This window comes from Pseudidiomarina taiwanensis (genome assembly GCF_003987435.1).
In the GTDB taxonomy this organism is placed as follows: Bacteria; Pseudomonadota; Gammaproteobacteria; order Enterobacterales; family Alteromonadaceae; genus Pseudidiomarina; species Pseudidiomarina taiwanensis.
This window is the reverse complement of record NZ_PIQG01000001.1, coordinates 185,786-201,835: the sequence shown is the minus strand read 5'-3', so window position 1 is coordinate 201,835 and position 16,050 is coordinate 185,786. Positions and strand designations below refer to the sequence as shown.

The following is a 16,050-nucleotide window of genomic DNA, read 5'->3' as shown; positions in this document are numbered from 1 at the left end:
GTGCCCCCTTAATGATCATGCTCGGCTTCAGATTTTTCAATATCCGCTTTTAACAGATAGCTATTTGTCGTGACATACCACTGGCCGGGCTTTAAACCGGCAATCACTTCGACATAATCCATGTCGCTACGGCCAAGCTGCAATGGGGTAAAGACATATTCGCTATTGTTTTTTACGAAGACTCCGCTTTTATTGTCCAGTATTTGAATGGCCGATTTTTTAACGGCAAGCTCAACGTTGAATTCACCGCTTATCACAGCACCTTCGATCAATTGCCCGGACGACAGTTTACCGTCACGGTTATCCAGCTTAACTCTGGCCAGCTGGTAGGGCTGGGTTAATGACGGGATGATATGCGCAATTACGCCGTTAATCTCAGTGTCAGCGGCCATAATGACCACGTTTTGCCCTGTCGCGACAGCATCTTGTTGTGACGGGTACAGCCGAAAATCTGCCCACAGGCCGCCAAAATCAGCAATGCTAAACAGCGTCTGCTGCTGTGCGACTTCACCAACATTGGCGCTGCGCTGAATAATAACGCCGTCAATTGGCGCTTTAATGGTATAGGTATTTAAGCTCTCATTTGACTCGACAACGGCCAGTACATCGCCTGCTTTTACGCTGTCACCCAGCGAGAATTTCACCGAGGTAAGAATACCGGGAAAACGGGCATTAACATGGCTGATGCGGTTTGGATCAGCGCTAAGCTTGCCATAAACAACCTGATGTTGGCGTAATCGCTGGCTGTCAGCACGGTCTGTGACAATATTAACCGCCGTAGCCATATCATCACTAATGCGGCTGCTTAGGGTTTCGTTGTGTTCATGCTCGTCGTTTTCGTCGTGCCCTTCATGCTCATTGTGTTCTTCATGTTTTTTGTGCTCTTCATTTTTCTTAGTGTCAGATTGCGGCTTTACCGCTTGTTCTTTGGCATGGACGTGAGCTTGTTCTTGCTCATTGGCGGCCATTACATGCATCGGCATCAGCCAGGCTGCAATAAACATTGCCAGTGTTACATGTGGTTTCATAATGCTATCTTCCTGTATGTTCTGTTTGCCACGTCGCACAGTTAATGAAGTGCGGCAGCGGGGCAATAATCTTGTCAGTTACTGCGTTACCGGCTCGGCGGTAAGCTGTTCAATCGTCGCCTGGCTCAATAGCACCGCAGTGGCGGTTTCCAGTAAGTGTCTTTTTGCCTGCAACAATTCTTGCTGGGCATTAAGCCAATCCTGATAATTTGAGCGCCCGCGCTGGTATGCATCACGCGTAAGATCCAGCGCTTGTTCCAGGTTGGGGATCACGTACTGCGCCAACTGTTGGTGACTGGTAATAAATTGCTGTCGTTGCGAGTACGCATCAAACAAGCGTTCATGCAGGATCAGTAAGCTATCCTGCTGTCGATACTCGACATTGTTTCGCTCTGCCAGCGCAGCTTCGATGGCTGCACTATTGCGACGTTCAGCAAATAACGGCACTGAGATACCAAAGGTAAGGCCTGTATCATCACTGGCCTGATAGCGTCTTACCCCTACCTGCCAACTCAGATCGGCGCGATTCTGGCTTTGTGCCAGTCGCACTTCAGCGTCTTTTAACCGACGTTCAGAGGCAAAAATGGTTAACGCCGGCGATTGTTGCAGCCGCTGATACAGCTCAGCAAAAGGGCGGCTTTGGCCAAAAGCAAACAAGTTACCTGCCACAACGTTAAAGTTGGCGCTGGTATCACCCCAAAAACGTGCTATGGCTATTTTTTGCCGCTCAATGCGCTGCAACAGGGCGTCCCGCCCGATCTGAACCTGCGCCAGTTGCGCCTTTGCCCGCATGATTTCAGCATCTGACAAGGCACCGCTGGCAGCACGTTTTTCAGCGCTTTGCAGCAGGGCTTCTGAGAGCGCTACGGCCTCTTCTGTCAGTGTCAATTCCTGCTGGCTGGCCAATAGATTAATATAATTGCGGGTAAGCTCTGCCAGCACATCCAGGGTTTGCGCCTGTTGCTGCCATTCAAGAGTATTGAGCCTGGCGTCTACTACCGCAGCGCGCCATTGAGCTTTATTATCCAGCTCTATCACGGAAGATAAGGCGATTGTCAGCTCAGCACCGGCCAGCCCTCTGGCCTCTCCGGTGCCCGCAACATTCTCAAGCTCTACACCGAGTTGATAACCGGGTTTAAGGCTTTGCAAATCACGCTCTGCAAACAGACGCTGTTGCGTAAATTTAAACTGATGCAGCTGAGGGTTGTGTTGCAGCGTTTTATCTATTGCCTGTTGTAATGTCAGTGCTTGCGGCTCTGCACGTAGCGGAAGCGCGCAAAATACCGCCGCCAGTATTGCTGGCAGCATTAGTGTCATACGCATGGGTATGCTCCTGTAAGTTAATCGTTAATAAAAAAAGATAAACAAGCAGGATCAGATATTTGGCGGCGGCACCGGTGGGCGATAGCTAATGAGGTTTAACCCTGGTTGGGTAGCGGCTATAACGCTGTCACGGAAGTTAAGCACCTCCATGCCCTGAAAAAAAGCGATATAGCAGGTGACATGAGCATGATTACTGTGTTCGTCGGTATCATGCTCAGAGTTATGTGCAACGTTATGTGCAGTGACTTGCTCACTGCTTACGTCGAAAAGGGTATCTGAGTGGCAGTGTTCATGTTGCAGGTCAGTGTAGGTATGGGCATGATCGGGCAAATGCATAACTAACGCATCACAGGCCATCACGGCATGATTCAGCATAGTCAGCAACAGTAATAATAAGCCTGATGTACGACCTAACATAAATCCCTCAGTAAGTTAGCGCTATGGTAGCGCTATTGCGACTTAACAACAAGCTACGCTTTTAGCTGTAAAATCCTGCGCGCACCATTGAGTACAACTAATCCAATGATGAACCCTATTACCAGATCCGGATAGCGTGACCCGGTCCAGGTGACTAATAATCCGGCCAAAATCACCCCAGCATTTGCGATAACGTCATTTGCAGAGAAAATCCAACTGGCTTTCATATGCGCGCCGCTTTCTTTTTGTTGATGAATTAACGAAAGACAGATCACATTAGCAACCAAAGCAATAGCGCCCATAATTAACATCAACGTCGACACTGGCTCGTTACCAAACAGGTAGCGCCGTATCACCTCACTGATCACCCCAAAAGCTAAAATTAATTGCAGCCAGCCGGCAAGCTGTGCGGCGTTTAATTGAACCTTGCTACTACGCCCGACTGCGTATAGCGCAACCCCGTATACCGCTGCATCGGCAAACATATCCAAAGAGTCGGCTATTAACCCGGTTGATTGAGCCAGCCAACCGGTCACAAACTCTACTGCAAACATCACCGCGTTAATGCCCAGCAACCATTTTAAAATTAACTCCTCACGCAGCGAACCTGATGCTGTGGATTGTCTGGCCTGCGTTACCTCTTCGGGTTTCACCGGCCCGGTCTTTGTCAGCGATGCGCCCAGCCCTAAGCTGTGCATTTTTGGTGTAATTTCATTGGCATTCACCGTGTGAAAAACGCGAACCTGCCGTTGTGGGATATCAAACTGTAACAGAACACCAGGCTCAACTGTTTCCAGCGCCATACGGATCAAACGCTCTTCGGCAGGGCAGTCCATTTTAGGCACCCTAAATTCACTAAGGTAGGCATATTTTGCATGCTTATCAGGTGCATCAACGGCGCTATTTTCACTGTTGCCCGTTTCGCTACACTTATCATTGGAACAGCATTTTGCATTCATAACCGATAAACCTTGGGTTGATATGAAACCTAGTTTAAACTCTGTAGTTACTATAGAGTCAATAGGCAGTATCGAGATGATCAAGATTGGAGAGCTGGCAAAAATCTCTGGCTGTTCTGTGCAAACCATCCGTCACTATGAAAAGGAACAGCTTCTTGCTGCGAAATTACGTAGCGATGGTAATTTCCGCCTCTACGATCACGCTGATATCGAGCGGTTGTTATTCATTAAACACTGCCGGAGTTTAGATCTGAGTTTGGCAGAAATTCGTCAGTTACTGACACTGCATCACTCGCCTATGTCGCAGTGTGATGATGTCAATCAGATGATTGAACAGCATATCGAGCAGGTAGAACGTCGCATAGCGGATTTAACGCAGCTTAATAAACAACTAAAGGCTTTACGTCTTAGCTGCAACTCGAAGCGCACGGTAGAGCACTGTGGTATTTTAAAACAATTGAATGAAGCCGTTAGTCAAACCAACTAAGTTGTTATCAGCAATAAATAGGTGAGTCTTAATGCACCAGCACAACCATTCACATATCAAAGACGACAGCGACAACCGGATCGCTATGGCTTTTTTTCTTAATGTGGGTTTTACCCTAATTGAGTTTATCGGCGGTTGGTTAACCAACAGCACAGCAATTATGGCAGATGCAGTGCATGACCTGGGTGATAGCTTATCTATTGGCAGTGCATGGCTGTTGAACCGGCTTGGCCGAAAGTCTGCAAACCGACAATTTACTTACGGCTACCGCAGATTGTCATTGTTTGGCGCCTTAATTAACGGCTTGGTATTGATTGCCGGATCGGTTTGGGTACTGACTGAGGCAATACCGCGGCTGGCTAACCCGGTAATGCCAGTGACAGAGGGAATGCTGGCTTTAGCTGTGCTGGGTGTTGCAGTCAATGGCTTTGCCGCTTACCGCTTGAGCAAAGGAAATACACTGAATGAAAAAGTGCTGAATTGGCATTTGCTTGAAGACGTTCTTGGGTGGGTTGCAGTTTTGGTTGTGGCTATTGTGCTGCAATTTGTGGATTGGCCTATCCTTGACCCTTTGCTTTCTATTGGTTTCACCTTATTTATTTTGGTTAATGTTTTACGAAACCTCAGCACAACTGCGCGTTTATTTCTGCAAGCCGCGCCAGATAGCAAATTGCAAAATGAAATCCAAGATACTTTGCTGAAAATTGATGAGTTAGACAGCATTCATCACCTGCATCTCTGGTCGCTTGATGGTGAACATCATGTACTCACCGCACATGTGGTAACCAATGCCAGCAAGGCATTTACTGCAAACCATTATGCCGATATTAAGCTGCGTATTGCTAACGCATTGGAGCAGTTTGATTTAGCACATACCACGATAGAACTGGAGTTAACACAAGAACATTGTCGGGATGAATTCCCGGATAAGGTGCAGTGAAGTGACCGTCATTACAACGTTAGGTTTATTTATCATTACTGCAATAGCAGAAATTGTCGGTTGCTATTTGCCTTACTTGTGGCTGAAAAAAGGAGCTTCAGCCTGGGTGCTGTTACCTGCTGCAATCAGTCTGGCATTATTTGCCTGGTTGTTAACGCTTCACCCAACGGCTGCTGGACGTGTTTACGCGGCTTATGGCGGAGTATACGTAACAATAGCAATAGTCTGGTTGTGGGGAGTAGATGGCATTCAACCACACCGCTGGGATCTGGCTGGCGTGGTGCTAATGCTCGCAGGCATGGCAGTGATCATGTTTGCGCCGAGATAAACAATTTGTTTTGAGCACGGTATTACGAAAAGAAAGACTTAGGTACTTTTATCATTTATAGCAATGGTTTTTCTGTTCTTGATTAAGAATTTTTCAGAATACATTGTGTATCAAATGTTAGTCGCCCACAAAAATGGTTACAGCAGTGCCTGATTTACCTATTTTTTTACAAGGTGTACGCTTTGTTACTATTTCAGTTAAAAAGCTGCACTTTAATCACTATTAAAGTGCAAAATGAAACCATGCTCATTTTATTGACGCTAATGTCAGCTTTTCGCTCATAGTTAAGATCGTCTGTGTGCCAATTGCAGACATTCCAACTTTAAGGCTGTAAAGTCCGCTTTTAGGTGTTAGCAGAACGCAAAGCTTTGGGGCGGCTGAAGCGCAGCGTAAGCCGTCCCAGCCGCGCATGCGGCGACAATAGCGCCTTGTTATACAAACTGACAACTTACCGCTTTTTTGGTGTTGCAGAGATACTGTATGTATTTCGTGGCAAAGGCGGTAAAGATCGAGTCACGATGTTACCTGAAAAGCTTGTTGAACCCCTTAAATTGCATATTGAAAAGGTTCGTGATCTTCATGAAAAGGATCTTTGCGAAGGTGAGGGTAAAACAAGTCTCCCGCCAGGGCTCGCTCGAAAATACCCTTACGCAATTTCTGATTTTAAGTGGCAATTTATATTCCCATCATCTGTCAGGTGTAAGCATCCAGTGGATGGATATGTTTGCCGCCATCACTTGCATTGGACGTCCCTAACAAAGAAATTAAGGAGCGCTGTTATACCATTCCGTCTAGTTTTCTGTTTTAATTGCAGGTTTCGAATAATCACTCGCTTAGCTTTATGAATCAAACCGCTGAAGAACTCCTCAAGCTCTCCCGAGCGGAGAAAAATGCGCGTAAACGCATGCGTTTACTCGCGATCGCGCAATTCCTTGAATGTAAAAACCGCACACAAGTCGCTAATCAATAGAAGGTCAGCCGCACCAGCGTCAATAACTGGGTGTCAAGTTACCTTGAAGCGGGCTTGGATGGTCTTGAAGCCCGCAAAGCAAAGGGGCGGATTCCTTATCTCAGCGCACAACAGCAAAAGCAATTAGGCGAGTTTATTGAATCGCATAGCCAAAGTGAGCAAGGTGGCAGACTGACCGGCGAGAAAATTCTTCACTACATCAAAACCGAGTTTGGTGTGGAGTACCACCACAACGCTATTTATAAACTCCTCAAACAGCTGGGATTTAGCACCACCTTAAGGTGGCTTTTTCGTTAGGCGCTGTGGCAGGTGTTCGCCGGATTACAGCAGCTGGCTTTGACTTCTGTCGCCGGATATCCCGCCTCTGTTAAGACCTCCATTACCTCTGCAGAGCTCAGTTCCGTGCTGAGCTGCAGCGTTTTGTCGGTCAGGTTCGTCTGTATTTTTGCATCACCATCTGCTGTGAGGATGGCTTTGGTAACCATGCTAACGCAGTGGCCACATGTCATGTCAGCGATATGGAATTTCATAGTGTTTCTCTCCTGTGGTGTGTTCATGACACAAGCTAATGCTTGCCACTGTGGTACAGTCAAGCCGCTATTTTAAGTTTTTTTGAAAGTTGTTTGACCTTGCCATAATGGTAAGGTTTAGTCTTGTTATGCCTGATAACATTTCTCAACCTGGAGTTACGGATATGGCAGCAACAATACAACTTGCAATAAAGGGCATGACCTGTGCGTCCTGCGCGAATCGGATTGAAAATGCACTGCGCGCTGTGGCCGGCGTGACCTCAGCCAGCGTCAACCTGGCAACAGACATCGCAACGGTAGCAGGCGATGCCCGCTTTGACGAGCTTAGTGCAGCGGTAACCCGTGCCGGCTATGAACTGGACACGGCTAACCGGCAATATGCGGTAAAGGGTATGACCTGTGCGTCTTGCGCCGGCCGGGTGGAAAAAAGCCTGTTAAAGGTGCCTGGTGTGCTAAGCGCGTCAGTAAACCTGGCTACAGAGCAGGTAAGCCTGACCCTGTTACCCGCCACAGAAGACCGCGCCCTGAAACAGGCCGTTGCCGATGCCGGGTATGAGCTGATCCTCAGCCAGGCTTCGCCTGAGGCTCAAAATTCCCCTGCTCAACCACGACGTTTTTATCAGCGTGACAGCTGGCCAGTGATCGGTGCTGCCTTACTCACCCTGCCGTTAGTATTGCCGATGGTGGGCATGCTGTTCGGTGCCGACTGGATGTTGCCTGCCTTGTGGCAATGGCTGTTAGCAACACCGGTACAATTTTACTTTGGCGCGCGCTTTTACAAAGCCGGCTGGCATGCACTGAAAGCGGGCACCGGCAATATGGACCTGCTGGTATCAATGGGTACCAGTGCCGCTTATGGCTTATCGCTCTATCTGTGGTACAGCTTTGATGGGCATCATGGCGCACCACACCTGTACTTTGAAAGTGGCGCGGCAGTATTAACCCTGGTACTGCTGGGTAAGTTCCTGGAGAAACGCGCCAAGCGGCGTACGACCGATGCGCTGCAAGCACTGGAAAACTTAAAACCGACATCAGCAAGGGTCTGGCGCAATAATAGCTGGCACAGTATTGCAGCGGCTGAGCTGCTCAAAGGTGATCGCATTCAGGTGCTGCCAGGAGAACGGATACCGGCCGACGGCATAGTGACAGAGGGCAGCAGCCACGTGGATGAGGCACTAATCAGCGGCGAAAGTGTGCCGCTGCATAAAACCTCTGGCGATAAAGTGACGGGCGGCTCGGTTAATCTCGATGGTCGGCTGGAGTTCGAGGCCAGCGCCTTAGGTGCAGAATCCACCTTGTCAAAAATTATCCGCCTGGTAGAGCAGGCTCAGGGCGCGAAAGCACCAGTGCAAGCCCTGGTGGATAAGATAAGCAGTATCTTTGTACCGGTAGTATTACTGGTCGCCTTAGCCACCGTGCTGATTTGGGGTCTGGCGTTTGCCGATTGGCAGCAAGGTATTCTTAATGCAGTAGCGGTATTGGTTATAGCCTGTCCCTGTGCTTTGGGTCTGGCCACTCCGGCGGCCATTATGGCCGGTACCGGCACAGCGGCGCGCCAGGGTATTTTGGTGAAAGATGCTGTCGCGCTGGAGCAGGCGACAAAAATTGATTATGTGGTGTTTGATAAAACCGGCACCCTCACCGAGGGTAAACCCGTATTAACGCAGCTGAATGCGCTTAACAACGAAACTGAGTTGGCCGCACTGGCCTATGCGTTATCACAGTACAGCGAACACCCACTGGCCAAAGCAATTGTTAGCTATGCTATCAACCACAATGTCGATTTATTGGCAGTATCGGATTTTGCTGTAGTGGCCGGAAAAGGCGTGAAAGCTAACGTCAAAGGCCGTGCGGTAATGCTGGGCTCAGGTAGCTGGATGAGAGAGATGGGGCTGACATTACCGCAAGACCTTATCGCAGTGCCGGGCGCCTCGGTATCCTGGCTGGCAGAGAAAACTGCTCAGGGCACGACATTACTCGGTTTGCTGTGTTTTGCCGATAAAGCCAAAGCCCAGGCAAAAAATGCGGTACATAAGTTACAAGCTGCCGGTATTCAGGTTGCCATGTTAACGGGTGATTCAGCGGCCAGCGCCGAGTATGTTGCCAAAGAGCTGGGGCTGGATAACTTTAACGCAGAAGTGCTGCCGCAGGGTAAAGCACAAGCCGTAGCGGCCTATCAGCAGCAAGGCTATAAAGTAGCGATGGTGGGCGATGGCATTAATGATGCCCCTGCTTTGGCTCAAGCTGATTTAGGTATCGCGATGGCAACAGGTACCGATGTTGCGGTCAGTGCGTCTGCATTTACGCTGATGCGTGGCGACCCGGAACTGGTTGCGACAGCACTGCTGCTCGCCAGTGCAACCTACCGTAATATTCAGCAAAATCTGTTCTGGGCCTTTGCCTTCAATACTATCGGTATACCGCTGGCGGCGCTGGGCTTTTTAAACCCGGTGATTGCCGGCGCAGCGATGGCCTGTAGCAGTGTGCTGGTGGTAACCAATGCCCTGCGTTTGCAACGCATGTCTTTTTAACAAGGAGCAGCAAATGGCGACCTTACTGACCATTGGTGATGCGGCAAAAGAGAGTGGCTTAAGCGCCAAAATGATCCGGCACTATGAGCAATCCGGTTTGCTGAGAAAATCACCACGCACTGATGCCGGTTACCGGCTTTACAACAGTGAGCAAATTAACCAGCTACGTTTTATTCGTCAGGCACGCAACCTGGGGTTTTCGTTACACGATATCCAGTCGCTGCTGGCATTATGGCAAGACCCACAGCGTGAAAGCCGGGTGGTAAAACAGCTGGCTCAGCAACACCTGGATGAAATTGCCGGCAAAATTGCCGAGCTGCAGCATATGCAGCAGGTGATGACGGAGCTGGCGGACAGCTGCCGGGGCGATGGCAGCCCACATTGCCATATCTTGCAGCAACTGGCGAAACCCGGCTGACATTATCGTGCTTCAATAAAAAAAGGGTATACGGATTTAATGGTTGATGGGGCACCTTCACCCCATCAATCTGATACCACCCTCAGATGGTTGATAGATCGACTCCGTAGTTGAGTTCCTCTGCGAAGTCCGGCAGTCCGTAACCGATGGTTTTCTTGTAGAAAGGAGAGACCTTCGCAGTCGGTGCCTTCTTCTTGTGCTTCGTGGTGTAGAGCATTCGTGCCCGCATCACCTCGAAGGAGTAACCGCGCCCTTCACGGTTCTTGTCCTTGGCCAGTCGGTTGATGGACTCCGTGTAAGCGTTGGTGACGGGCATGTCCGTCTCGAAGTAGGTCATGGTCTCTTCGCGCCAGTTTCCCACTGCCCTGACCAGATCGCTCCAGACTTCCTTTTGGCCCTTCGGGATGGTGGCTATCCACTCGTCCAGGGCGGCTTCTGCCTGGAGCCGTGTGGTGGCGTCCCAGATGCCGTAGAAGCGCTCCTTGTGCTCGTAGGCGGCCAGCAGTTGCGGGAACGCGCCTGTCCAAGTCTCCATGATGAGGCGCTCCCGGTCTGAGACTTCGTGAGCGCGTTTCAGCAGGATTTTCCGGTCTCCCTTGAGAGTCCGGCTCTGGGACGGTTTCAGCTCCTTTCTGAGGCCCTTGCGCACTCTCTCTAGGGCATCGTTGGCCATGCGTACCACATGGAACTTATCGACCACGATACGGGCCTGGGACAGCACAGCCTTGACCGCTGCCCGGTAGGGGTTCCACATGTCCATGCTGACGATCTCGACCTTCTGCCGGTCTTTCAGCTTCATCAGGTAGTTGGTCACCACGTCCTGGCGGCGGGTGGCCAGCAGGTCGAGCAGGGTTCGCTCCTCAATGTTGGTCAGAATGCAGCGGTAGCGCTTGTTCAGGTATAGCTCGTCAATGCCCAGGATGCGGGGCGTCTCGAAGCGGTGCCAGCGCCCCAGGAACTCGGCGCGGGCGTTGAAGATGTCGCGCACCGTCTTCTCGTCCAGGCCGGTCTGTGCCGCCACAAAGGTGTAGGGGTGGTTGAAGGATTCCTTCTCCACGTACTCATGCAGCCGCAGTGTCATACGGAATCCGTCCACCATCTCCGGTAGCTGGGGCCTGAATGTTGTCTTGCAGGCCCGGCAGGTGTATCGGCGGCGGACCACCCAGAGAGTGACCCGCTTGCCGTGGATGGGCAGATCACGATAGGGAACGTCACGCTTGCCGAACCGTACGAACTCACCCTGCACGCCGCATTCCTCGCAGGCGATGGGATCGGGCACGTCCACCTGGAAGTGCATTTCGTCGTCGGTTGATTTGCAGCCCAGTACTTGGTATTGCGGCAGGTGAAGGATGTTGTCGGGAAGTTCGGTCATGGTGTTGTATAGGCGTAGGTGTCAGTCAGATCCATCCGACTCGGCATTGGTGCTTGCTTTTTTACCCAACAAGCTGCTGGAAACTAAAAGTAAGGCACCGAGGACAATTGCAATATCAGCCAGGTTGAAGGCCGGCCAATGCCAGTCTCGCCAATAGAAATCAAAGGAATCCACAACATAGCCGCGAAAGACCCGGTCAATCAGGTTGCCCATGGCGCCACCGAGGATAAGACTGTAAGCGATGGCTTCTCCTTTATGACGATTTTCAAGGATCAGCTTGATCAGAAAAATCGAGACCACTACCGCGATTCCGATAAAAAAGTAGCGCTGCCAGCCTCCACCATTCGCAAAAAGACTGAATGCGGCACCGGTATTCCATACGTGTACCCAGTTAAAGAATGAGGTCACTGAAATAGACTCGCCATAGGCCATTGATTGTTGCACCAGCCATTTTACGGCCTGATCAGACGCTGCCAGCAGGCCGGAGATGGACAACAGAGCGTACGGTGACAGATGTTTGCCAAAAATGGACATTGCTTAATCCTTGAGCGCCAGAATGCGTCTAGCACCGTTAAGCACAATTACCCCCGCGATGGTGCCGATAATCAGATCCGGATAATTGGACCCGGTCCACGCGACCAGAGCGCCGGCGGTGATGACCCCCAGGTTGATCACCACGTCGTTGGCCGAGAATATCCAGCTTGCCTTCATGTGCGCCCCGCCCTCCCGATGTTTGGATATGAGCAGCAGACAACTGGTATTGGCAATCAATGCGACGAATGCGATAGCCATCATCACCAGCGATTCAGGCTCACTACCGAATACAAAGCGTCTCACCACCTCTATGAGTACGCCCACAGCCAAGATCAGTTGCAGTACACCAGCAAGATGCGCGGCACGTACCTGCATTTTCACGCTATGTCCAACCGCATAAAGGGCAAGCCCGTACACCGCCGCATCGGCAAAATTGTCCAGGGATTCTCCAATCAGGCCGGTGGACCGGGCGATCAGACCGGCAGTCATTTCCACCACGAACAGAAGTGCATTGATGCCGAGCAACCAGCGCAGGGTCCCGGATTCTTGCTTAGCAGAAGCTGCCGAAAACTCGGCGGCCTTGATGGTCTCCGGATTTGCAGCAACGCTTTCCTGAAGCGCGGCGCCTAGCCCCAAGGTCTTCAGTTTCGAGGTGACGGGCTCGACCTCGCCGTCATGCACGACCTTCAGCCGGCGGTTCGACAAGTCGAAGGACAGCGCCCGAATCTCCTCAAAGCCGTTCAGGGCTAGGCGAATCATTCGTTCTTCTGATGGACAGTCCATCTTCGGCACGGCATAAACACTGACCCATCTCCCTGGCGCCTCGGAGGAGGCCTGTATATCGGTATCCGCCGCAGGCCTTGCATGGTCGCCACAGGGGCCTCCGCAGTTTTTACTCATGATATGACTCCACTTGAATGTGATCGGGTTTTCATTTAAAACTATATAGTAGCTATAATGTCAATAGCGTAGAGAATCCGTTGCGGAGGAACCCGATGCGTATTGGTCAGTTGGCACAGTCAGTAGGGGTAGATACACAGACGATCCGCTTCTACGAACGGCAGGGCTTGTTGCCGCCGCCTGGTCGGCAGGAGAACGGTTACCGTGTCTATACCGAGAAACACGTTGAGCGGCTGGCCTTTATTCGTCGCTGCCGCATCCTGGATCTGTCACTGGCAGAAATTCACGAACTAAAGCGCTATCAGGACGACCCTCATCAGTCCTGTACCGCTGTCAATGCCTTGCTCGATGATCACATCTCTCATGTGCGCTCGCAGATAACCGCTCTACAGGCGCTTGAGAAACAACTCGTTTCACTAAGAGCGCGTTGCAACGATGACCGGGAAGTTAAGGCGTGTGGGGTTCTTGCTGGAATTAGCGAGGGAAGCATGCATCAGCAGTAGGTTGGAGTGCCAACCAGATAATCCGATGAGATGCCGGTTTGCCTCACTCTCATGCAAAGGTAAGATCAACCATTTAATCCCCTTACCCGAAAAACCGAAGAAAAATGGCGAGTAGAGACTCGCCATTTTCCGCTACCCCCTCGACGTATCCAGCTTAAACCGAACCACGAAGCCGCAGCGAGTTGAATACAACGGACGCTGAACTCAGACTCATCGCCAGGGCTGCAAACATGGGTGATAGAAGCAACCCGGCAAACGGGTACAGGACGCCAGCAGCCAGTGGAACGCCTAATGCATTATAAATGAACGCAAAACCAAGGTTCTGCTTCATATTGAGAACAGTCTTGTTTGACAGGTCCCGGGCAATCGAGATACCCCGCAGGTCTCCTTTTACCAAGGTGATTTGCGCACTGTTCATCGCTACGTCCGTCCCGGTTCCCATAGCGATACCGACATTCGCCTTGGCCAGTGCCGGGGCATCGTTGATGCCGTCGCCCGCCATCGCAACGATGCAACCTTCTGATTGAAGCTTATCAACCAGATTCAGCTTGTCGGCCGGTTTCACTTCGCCATGAACTTCGTCTATGCCTAGTTGTTCGGCGACCGCTTTTGCCGTTGAAATACCGTCACCAGTAGCCATGATGACCCTGATTCCCGCGGCCTTGAGCGCCTGTACCGCTTCAGGGGTGCTCTGTTTGATGGGGTCGGAAACGGCGAGTAGGCCGACCAGTGTGCCGTCAACCGCCAGGTACATCACACTCGCACCCTTTATCCTCCATCCCTCAGCGGTGGCAGCCAGGCCATCAACATTGACGTTATCCTGCTGCATGAACGCAGTGTTGCCCAACAGCAGTATTTTGCCTTCAACCTTGCCCCGTACGCCTATGCCGCTACCCGAGTCAAAGTCGTCCACTGGGCTGAGCACCAAATTACGTTCGCGCGCAGCGCTGACAATAGCGTCAGCCAAAGGATGCTCGCTGCCTTGATCGAGGCTGGCAGCCAGGCGCAAGATTTCATCGGCGTCCAACTCGCCAGCGGAAACAGCCTGATCGAATGCGGGTCGGCCTTCTGTCAAGGTGCCGGTCTTGTCTACGATGAGCGTATCGACTTTGCGCAGATTTTCTATTGCTGCTGCATCACGAAACAGAACACCCTGGGTTGCGCCTCGTCCGGTAGCAACCATGACTGACATGGGCGTTGCGAGCCCCAGCGCACAAGGGCAAGCGATGATCAGAACAGCGACCGCATTGATCAGGCCATAGACCCAGCTTGGCTGCGGGCCGAACATGCCCCACACGACCAAGGTGAGGATGGCGATGGCTACCACCGCCATGACAAAGTAACCCGCCACCAAATCAGCCATCCGTTGCATCGGCGCCCGAGAGCGTTGGGCCTGAGCCACCAACTGGACAATTTGTGACAACACAGTGGCCGAGCCGACTTTCTCCGCCCGGATCACAAGTGCACCAGAGGTGTTCATCGTTGCCCCTATGACCTTGTCACCCGGGCGCTTGCTGATGGGTAACGATTCACCAGTCAACATGGATTCATCGAGAGAACTTGCACCCTCTTCAACAATGCCATCGACAGGAACTTTCTCACCGGGACGTACGCGTAAACGATCACCTTCATGCACATGCGTCAGCGGTACTTCTTCTTCTGTTCCGTCTGCATTGATACGGCGGGCCGTCTTGGGCGCCAGACCGAGCAATGACCGGACGGCAGCGGATGTCTGGGAACGCGCGCGAAGCTCCAGCACCTGACCAAACAGCGTAAGGGAAATGATCACCACTGCGGCTTCGAAATAAACCGCCACACGCCCCATGGACATGAATGTTTCCGGAAATATACCGGGAGCTACGGTTGCCAGCGTGCTGTAGACGAAGGCGGCACCGGTACCCAAGCCGATGAGCGTCCACATGTTGGGACTGCGGTTGACCACTGATTGCCAACCCCGTACGAAGAACGGCTGTCCGGCCCACAGCACCACGGGAAGCGACAGTACAAGCTCTATCCACGTTTGCGTCGCCATCTCGAACCAGCCAAGCTGTGGCCCAAACATGGCAAGCACCGTGACAATGACGGTAAAAGGCAATGTCCACCAGAATCGCCTGGAAAAATCGTCCAGCTCGGGATTGTCATCTTCCAGACTGGGCATCAGGGGTTCAAGTGCCATGCCGCATTTAGGGCAGGTTCCGGGGTTGTCCTGACGTATTTCCGGATGCATCGGGCACGTATAAATTGTGCCTTTGACCGCTTCCGAGGGAGGTGGCGGGGTTGGTGAAAGAAACTTCTCAGGGTCATGCTGGAATCTATTCATGCATTTGGTGCTGCAGAAGTAGTAAGTTTTACCCGCATGCTCAACATACTGGGCAGAGTCTGCCGTTACACCCATGCCGCAGACCGGGTCTGTAAGCCCTGAGCCCGTGTGGGAGGGTGTATGGTGATGACAATGAGACTCAGAATTATCGTGAACCATGGATAAGCACCTTTCCAAATAAGCAGGCAGTTTGCGCCGCGTTTTTTGCGGCTTCTTAAAGGAGGAGATTACATGAATCATGATACCATAAACTTATTAGGGCTTGTTGATCTTTCGCGATGGATTATTAGACAGCATGATGGGCTGGTATAATTACTTTCGCCAAAAACTAACCATGACAACCCATCATGCCAAGAACAATGTTAACAGACGAGTACTGGTCAAAGCTAATCAGATTGATGCTCAAAACGGGCCGCGTATATGACCCTCTAGATTTCGATTTTCCTGCATCTCAATACTGCTATTTACAAATAGGGAGCGATAAACTTAG

At 51.2% G+C, this 16,050-nt stretch carries 16 protein-coding genes and 1 pseudogene; 8 read left to right on the top strand and 9 right to left on the bottom strand.

Annotation, left to right across the window (positions count from 1 at the left end; genetic code table 11):
* Nucleotides 1-8: 8 nt before the first annotated feature.
* The 4 genes from CWI83_RS00950 to CWI83_RS00935 all read right to left on the bottom strand — a co-directional run bounded on the left by CWI83_RS00950 (nucleotide 9) and on the right by CWI83_RS00935 (nucleotide 3,727).
* Nucleotides 9-1,028 (bottom strand): efflux RND transporter periplasmic adaptor subunit, encoded by a 1,020-nt coding sequence (locus CWI83_RS00950; protein ID WP_126824472.1) that lies wholly within the window; start codon nucleotides 1,026-1,028, stop codon nucleotides 9-11.
* Nucleotides 1,029-1,106: 78 nt separating this feature from the next.
* Nucleotides 1,107-2,351: a TolC family protein gene (locus CWI83_RS00945; protein WP_008985545.1), complete on the bottom strand. Its 1,245-nt coding sequence runs from the start codon at nucleotides 2,349-2,351 to the stop codon at nucleotides 1,107-1,109.
* Nucleotides 2,352-2,402: 51 nt separating this feature from the next.
* Nucleotides 2,403-2,768 carry a cobalt transporter gene (locus CWI83_RS00940; protein WP_126824469.1) on the bottom strand — a complete coding sequence of 122 codons (366 nt, stop codon included), beginning with the start codon at nucleotides 2,766-2,768 and terminating at the stop codon, nucleotides 2,403-2,405.
* Between the two features lie 53 nt (nucleotides 2,769-2,821).
* Nucleotides 2,822-3,727, bottom strand: a complete 906-nt coding sequence (locus CWI83_RS00935) for a cation efflux transmembrane domain-containing protein (protein WP_126824466.1) — start codon at nucleotides 3,725-3,727, stop codon at nucleotides 2,822-2,824.
* A 76-nt stretch (nucleotides 3,728-3,803) separates the two neighbouring features.
* On the opposite strand from CWI83_RS00935, the gene cadR (CWI83_RS00930) reads away from it, so the two are divergent.
* The 4 genes from cadR (CWI83_RS00930) (at nucleotide 3,804) to CWI83_RS00910 (ending at nucleotide 6,749) form a co-directional block, all read left to right on the top strand.
* Nucleotides 3,804-4,214 (top strand): Cd(II)/Pb(II)-responsive transcriptional regulator, encoded by a 411-nt coding sequence (gene cadR, locus CWI83_RS00930; protein ID WP_440582354.1) that lies wholly within the window; start codon nucleotides 3,804-3,806, stop codon nucleotides 4,212-4,214.
* A gap of 31 nt (nucleotides 4,215-4,245) precedes the next feature.
* On the top strand, nucleotides 4,246-5,154 hold the full coding sequence (locus CWI83_RS00925; protein WP_126824463.1) for a cation diffusion facilitator family transporter: 909 nt from the start codon (nucleotides 4,246-4,248) through the stop codon (nucleotides 5,152-5,154).
* On the top strand, nucleotides 5,129-5,482 hold the full coding sequence (locus CWI83_RS00920) for a YnfA family protein (RefSeq protein WP_211172941.1): 354 nt from the start codon (nucleotides 5,129-5,131) through the stop codon (nucleotides 5,480-5,482). Before CWI83_RS00925 ends, CWI83_RS00920 begins: the two co-directional genes overlap by 26 nt.
* 1,000 nt (nucleotides 5,483-6,482) lie before the next feature.
* Nucleotides 6,483-6,749 (top strand): helix-turn-helix domain-containing protein, encoded by a 267-nt coding sequence (locus CWI83_RS00910; RefSeq protein ID WP_092797185.1) that lies wholly within the window; start codon nucleotides 6,483-6,485, stop codon nucleotides 6,747-6,749.
* On the opposite strand, the gene CWI83_RS00905 is transcribed toward CWI83_RS00910, so the two are convergent.
* On the bottom strand, nucleotides 6,746-6,982 hold the full coding sequence (locus CWI83_RS00905) for a heavy-metal-associated domain-containing protein (RefSeq protein ID WP_092797183.1): 237 nt from the start codon (nucleotides 6,980-6,982) through the stop codon (nucleotides 6,746-6,748). The genes CWI83_RS00910 and CWI83_RS00905 overlap by 4 nt on opposite strands.
* Nucleotides 6,983-7,146: 164 nt before the next feature.
* Between CWI83_RS00905 and CWI83_RS00900 the strand changes: the two genes are divergently transcribed.
* A complete protein-coding gene (locus tag CWI83_RS00900; RefSeq protein WP_126824460.1) occupies nucleotides 7,147-9,513 on the top strand; it encodes a heavy metal translocating P-type ATPase in 2,367 nt (788 codons plus the stop codon).
* Between the two features lie 13 nt (nucleotides 9,514-9,526).
* Entirely contained in the window at nucleotides 9,527-9,931 is a 405-nt protein-coding gene (gene cueR / locus CWI83_RS00895; protein WP_126824457.1) for a Cu(I)-responsive transcriptional regulator, read from the top strand.
* Nucleotides 9,932-10,013: 82 nt separating this feature from the next.
* Here cueR and CWI83_RS00885 read toward each other — a convergent pair whose 3' ends face one another.
* From CWI83_RS00885 to CWI83_RS00875, 3 genes are read right to left on the bottom strand one after another with little or no spacing between them, the layout of a single operon-like run.
* Entirely contained in the window at nucleotides 10,014-11,303 is a 1,290-nt protein-coding gene (locus CWI83_RS00885) for an ISL3-like element ISPpu12 family transposase (RefSeq protein ID WP_023628798.1), read from the bottom strand.
* Between the two features lie 21 nt (nucleotides 11,304-11,324).
* On the bottom strand, nucleotides 11,325-11,837 hold the full coding sequence (gene lspA / locus CWI83_RS00880) for a signal peptidase II (protein WP_126824454.1): 513 nt from the start codon (nucleotides 11,835-11,837) through the stop codon (nucleotides 11,325-11,327).
* A gap of 3 nt (nucleotides 11,838-11,840) precedes the next feature.
* A complete protein-coding gene (locus CWI83_RS00875; RefSeq protein WP_126824451.1) occupies nucleotides 11,841-12,737 on the bottom strand; it encodes a cation efflux transmembrane domain-containing protein in 897 nt (298 codons plus the stop codon).
* A 95-nt stretch (nucleotides 12,738-12,832) separates the two neighbouring features.
* Here CWI83_RS00875 and cadR (CWI83_RS00870) point away from each other — a divergent pair, with 95 nt between their 5' ends.
* Nucleotides 12,833-13,240, top strand: coding sequence for a Cd(II)/Pb(II)-responsive transcriptional regulator (gene cadR / locus CWI83_RS00870; RefSeq protein WP_001219642.1), 408 nt, complete (start codon nucleotides 12,833-12,835; stop codon nucleotides 13,238-13,240).
* A gap of 154 nt (nucleotides 13,241-13,394) precedes the next feature.
* Here cadR (CWI83_RS00870) and CWI83_RS00860 read toward each other — a convergent pair whose 3' ends face one another.
* A complete protein-coding gene (locus CWI83_RS00860; RefSeq protein WP_126824445.1) occupies nucleotides 13,395-15,719 on the bottom strand; it encodes a heavy metal translocating P-type ATPase in 2,325 nt (774 codons plus the stop codon).
* A gap of 188 nt (nucleotides 15,720-15,907) precedes the next feature.
* Between CWI83_RS00860 and CWI83_RS00855 the strand changes: the two are divergent.
* Nucleotides 15,908-15,985, top strand: a pseudogene (locus CWI83_RS00855) (IS5/IS1182 family transposase); the annotation flags it as partial.
* Nucleotides 15,986-16,050: the final 65 nt, after the last annotated feature.

Bases quoted from the DNA above. Each gene is read 5' to 3' on its own strand.
- CWI83_RS00950 (WP_126824472.1), bottom strand. From the start codon at position 1,028: ATGAAACCACATGTAACACTGGCAATGTTTATTGCAGCCTGGCTGATG.
- CWI83_RS00945 (WP_008985545.1), bottom strand. From the start codon at position 2,351: ATGCGTATGACACTAATGCTGCCAGCAATACTGGCGGCGGTATTTTGC.
- CWI83_RS00940 (WP_126824469.1), bottom strand. From the start codon at position 2,768: ATGTTAGGTCGTACATCAGGCTTATTATTACTGTTGCTGACTATGCTG.
- CWI83_RS00935 (WP_126824466.1), bottom strand. From the start codon at position 3,727: ATGAATGCAAAATGCTGTTCCAATGATAAGTGTAGCGAAACGGGCAAC.
- cadR (WP_440582354.1), top strand. From the start codon at position 3,804: ATGATCAAGATTGGAGAGCTGGCAAAAATCTCTGGCTGTTCTGTGCAA.
- CWI83_RS00925 (WP_126824463.1), top strand. From the start codon at position 4,246: ATGCACCAGCACAACCATTCACATATCAAAGACGACAGCGACAACCGG.
- CWI83_RS00920 (WP_211172941.1), top strand. From the start codon at position 5,129: ATGAATTCCCGGATAAGGTGCAGTGAAGTGACCGTCATTACAACGTTA.
- CWI83_RS00905 (WP_092797183.1), bottom strand. From the start codon at position 6,982: ATGAAATTCCATATCGCTGACATGACATGTGGCCACTGCGTTAGCATG.
- CWI83_RS00900 (WP_126824460.1), top strand. From the start codon at position 7,147: ATGGCAGCAACAATACAACTTGCAATAAAGGGCATGACCTGTGCGTCC.
- cueR (WP_126824457.1), top strand. From the start codon at position 9,527: ATGGCGACCTTACTGACCATTGGTGATGCGGCAAAAGAGAGTGGCTTA.
- CWI83_RS00885 (WP_023628798.1), bottom strand. From the start codon at position 11,303: ATGACCGAACTTCCCGACAACATCCTTCACCTGCCGCAATACCAAGTA.
- lspA (WP_126824454.1), bottom strand. From the start codon at position 11,837: ATGTCCATTTTTGGCAAACATCTGTCACCGTACGCTCTGTTGTCCATC.
- CWI83_RS00875 (WP_126824451.1), bottom strand. From the start codon at position 12,737: ATGAGTAAAAACTGCGGAGGCCCCTGTGGCGACCATGCAAGGCCTGCG.
- cadR (WP_001219642.1), top strand. From the start codon at position 12,833: ATGCGTATTGGTCAGTTGGCACAGTCAGTAGGGGTAGATACACAGACG.
- CWI83_RS00860 (WP_126824445.1), bottom strand. From the start codon at position 15,719: ATGGTTCACGATAATTCTGAGTCTCATTGTCATCACCATACACCCTCC.